The organism is Enorma timonensis, from assembly GCF_000321165.1.
Classification (GTDB): Bacteria; Actinomycetota; Coriobacteriia; order Coriobacteriales; family Coriobacteriaceae; genus Enorma.
Genome location: NZ_CAPF01000090.1, coordinates 1 through 3,457, shown reverse-complemented (window position 1 = coordinate 3,457; position 3,457 = coordinate 1). Strand labels below are relative to the sequence as shown.

Below are 3,457 nucleotides of genomic sequence, written 5' to 3'. Positions count from 1 at the left end.
CGCTCAAGATCGGCGTGCTCATCTCCGGCTCCGGCACCAACCTGCAGGCGCTCATCGACCGCATCGCCGCGGGCGAGCTCAACGCGCAGATCGTGCTCGTGGTGTCGAGCCGTCCGAGCGCGGCGGGCCTCAAGCGCGCGGCCGACGCGGGCATCCAGACGCTCGCGCTCTCCAAGGAGCTCTACGCCGACCCGTGGGACGCCGACGAGGTGATCGCGACCGAGCTCGAGCGCGCGGGCGCCGAGTACATCGTCATGGCCGGCTACATGCGCAAAGTCCACGAGCCGCTGCTCGCGCTCTGGCCTGATCGCGTGGTGAACATCCACCCCGCGCTGCTGCCGAGCTTCCAGGGCGCGCACGGCATCCAGGACGCGTTCGACCGCGGCGTGAAGGTGACGGGCGTGACCGTGCACTTCGCCAACGCGGTCTACGACCAGGGCCCCATCATCGCGCAGGAAGCGGTGCGCGTCGAGGAGGGCTGGACGGTCGACGAGCTCGAGGCGGCGATCCACAAGGTCGAGCACCAGCTGTACCCGCACGTGGTGCAGCTGCTCGCCGACGGCCGCGTGCAGGTGAACGACGACCGCACGGTGAGCGTCCTGCCTGAGTAAGCGATGGGGGCGCGGCAGGTGGGCGCGGCCGGGTGGCCGTCCGCGTGCGCCCGGCGCCAGTGCCCGGGTAGCTATCCGCACGCGAGCTCCGCACCGCCCCCGCCCCCGTCCTGTACATCACGTGACCCCGCCTGCAAGTCCACAGACCCCATACACCCCCGTAGTATCATTACGGCGGTTTACAGCTGATGTCGAGCCGAAAGGTACGGACAGGAATGGCATCGAACAAGGAAAGCAAGCGCCCGCCCGCGGGCTCGCAGCGGCACACGCGCTCCGCGCACACGGCGGCCTCGGCGCACGCGAGCGGCCGCGCGGACCGGCCCAAGACGAAGGCGGACTTCAAGCGTGAGAACAAGCAGCAGATCCACAAGGGCATCAAGTACGTGCTCGTGGCCATCGGCGTGCTCGCCATGGTGCTCTCGGTGACGAGCGTCGCGTGCTCGGGCGTCCTCAACCAGGTGGCGTCCGACGAGGAGTACAAGCTCACGGGCGGCGTCGCTGCCACGGTGAACGGCACGAAGATCACCGAGGACACGGTGACCGAGCAGATCATGAGCACGCGCAGCTCCATGGGCTACGATGACGACGCGGATTGGGCCGCGTACCTCAGCTCCATGGGCATGACGCCGGAGAGCTACCGCGAGAACGTCATCGACGGCCTCATCGACGACGTGCTGGTGAGCCAGGCCGAGCGCGACGCGAACATCCAGGTGAGCGACGAGGACGTCGAGGCCGAGTGGCAGGACATCGTGTCGAACTACGATTCCGAGGACGCGTTCGTCCAGATGCTCGAGCAGCTCGGCTACACCGAGTCCACCTATAAGGAGACCATCCGCCAGAACCTCGAGTCCGAGGCCTTCCGCGATTCGGTCGCGCCGGTCGAGGAGCCCACGGACGACGAGGTCATCGCGTACGCGAATGAGAACCTGAGCACGTACAACGACGCCCGCCGCTCGTCGCACATCCTCATCAAGGTGGCCGAGGACGCCGATGACGCCACGCGCGAGGAGGCCAAGGCGAAGGCGCAGGAGATCCTCGACAAGATCAACGCCGGCGAGATCTCGTTCGAGGACGCCGCGAAGGAGTACTCGGAGGATTCGTCGGCGTCGGACGGCGGCGACGTGGGCTGGGACAAGCTCACCACGTTCGTCGACGCCTACCAGCAGGCGCTCTCCGCACTCGACACCGGCCAGGTGAGCGGCGTGGTGGAGACCGACTACGGCTACCACATCATCATGTGTACCGACCATTTCTACGTGGACGGCGAGGTGACCTCGGTCGACCAGATTCCCGAGGACCTGCGGAACACCTTCATCCAGAGCATCGAGAGCACGAACCAGTCCACCGCGTACCAGGCGTGGCTGGATCAGCAGCGCTCCGAGGCCGACATCCAGATCAACGACATGCCCGCCGACGTGCCCTACAACGTGGACATGGACGCGGCGACGACCGAGGGCGACGAGCCCGCGACCGACGACGCCGCGACAGAGTAGCGGCACCGGCGCTGCGGACGAACCGGGGAGGACGATATGACGAACCAAGAGCTGCACGACCAGATGGTCGCCGCCATGAAGGCGAAGGACAAGGTGCGCCTGTCCATCATCCGCCAGGTGATGGCCGAGGTGAAGAACGTCGAGGTGAACGAGCGCCGCGACGCCACCGAGGAAGACGTGAACAGCATGATCAAGCGCCTCATCAAGCAGACGAACGAGACGCTCGAGATGTCGCGCAAGGCGGGGAACAACCAGGAGCGCACCGACACGCTGGAGGAGCAGGTGAAGATCCTGGAGAGCCTGCTGCCCGCCCAGCTCTCGGGCGACGCGCTCGTGGAGCTCATCGAGCGGACGATCGCCGAGGTGGGCGCCACCACGCGCAAGGACATGGGCAAGGTCATGGGCGCGCTCAACAAGGCGACGGGCGGCAACTTCGACAAGGCCGCGGCTGCGAAGGAAGTGGGCGCGCGACTGTCGTAGGGCGCCGGCGCCGGCAAAATGATAAAAACCAGCCTGTCTGGATTTTATCACGCGCGTAATCGGGGCGGATCCGGCCGGGTCCGCCCCGTCGTCGTATGCGGCGCGCTGCGTCGGCGCGGCGCGGGGTACGGGAATGCTGCTCCTTGTAGGATTCGCGTTGGACAAGGAGGACACATGGAGCAGCGATGCACGGCGCGAAGAGAGCCCCGCGAGGACGGAGCCATGTACGGGTACGCGCGCGTCTCGACGCGCGACCAGAACCTGGCACGGCAGATCGATGCGCTCGAGGAATTCGGGGTGGAACGGCGGCGCATCTTCACCGACACGGCGAGCGGCAAGGATTTCCAGAGGCCGGCATACCAGCGACTCGTGCGGCGGCTGCGAACGGGCGACACCGTGGTCGTCAAGAGCATCGATCGGCTGGGGCGCAACTACGACGAGATCCTTGACGAATGGCGGCGGCTTACCAAGTGCGGCAACGTCCATCTCGTGGTGCTCGATATGCCGCTGCTCGACACGCGCCGCGAGGCGAACGGTGTGACCGGCGAGTTCATCGCCGATATGGTTCTACAGCTTCTGAGCTACGTCGCGCACATCGAGCGCGACAACATCAGGCAGCGGCAGGCCGAGGGCATCGCCGCCGCGCAGGCGCGGGGCGTGCGCTTCGGTCGGCCGCGCATCGAGCGTCCCGAGGCGTTCGAAACGGTTCGCGGGCTCTATCTGGCAGGCGACCTCACGTGCACCGAGGCCGCCGGAGCCTGCGGTGTATCGCAGTCGACATTCCGTCGCTGGATGAGCGCATGCAAAGGCGCGCCGGGCGCTCTGTAGGCACCGGCACGCCGTGCGCCGATATGCGGCGGTCAAAAGGTAGAC

The 3,457-nt window shown here is 66.9% G+C and carries 4 protein-coding genes; all 4 read left to right on the top strand.

What is annotated here, in order from left to right; translation table 11 throughout:
* The coding region (purN, locus tag BN423_RS09555) for a phosphoribosylglycinamide formyltransferase (RefSeq protein ID WP_019240027.1) at positions 1-611 on the top strand (611 nt) is incomplete at its 5' end.
* A gap of 215 nt (positions 612-826) precedes the next feature.
* Positions 827-2,104, top strand: coding sequence for a peptidylprolyl isomerase (locus tag BN423_RS09550; protein WP_019240026.1), 1,278 nt, complete (start codon positions 827-829; stop codon positions 2,102-2,104).
* 36 nt (positions 2,105-2,140) lie between these two features.
* The gene (locus BN423_RS09545; protein ID WP_019240025.1) at positions 2,141-2,584 is read left to right on the top strand and encodes a GatB/YqeY domain-containing protein; all 444 of its coding nucleotides are present in this window, start codon (positions 2,141-2,143) and stop codon (positions 2,582-2,584) included.
* 174 nt (positions 2,585-2,758) lie between these two features.
* The gene (locus tag BN423_RS09540) at positions 2,759-3,412 is read left to right on the top strand and encodes a recombinase family protein (RefSeq protein ID WP_019240024.1); all 654 of its coding nucleotides are present in this window, start codon (positions 2,759-2,761) and stop codon (positions 3,410-3,412) included.
* Positions 3,413-3,457: the final 45 nt, after the last annotated feature.

Bases quoted from the DNA above. Each gene is read 5' to 3' on its own strand.
- BN423_RS09540 (WP_019240024.1), top strand. From the start codon at position 2,759: ATGGAGCAGCGATGCACGGCGCGAAGAGAGCCCCGCGAGGACGGAGCC.
- BN423_RS09550 (WP_019240026.1), top strand. From the start codon at position 827: ATGGCATCGAACAAGGAAAGCAAGCGCCCGCCCGCGGGCTCGCAGCGG.
- BN423_RS09545 (WP_019240025.1), top strand. From the start codon at position 2,141: ATGACGAACCAAGAGCTGCACGACCAGATGGTCGCCGCCATGAAGGCG.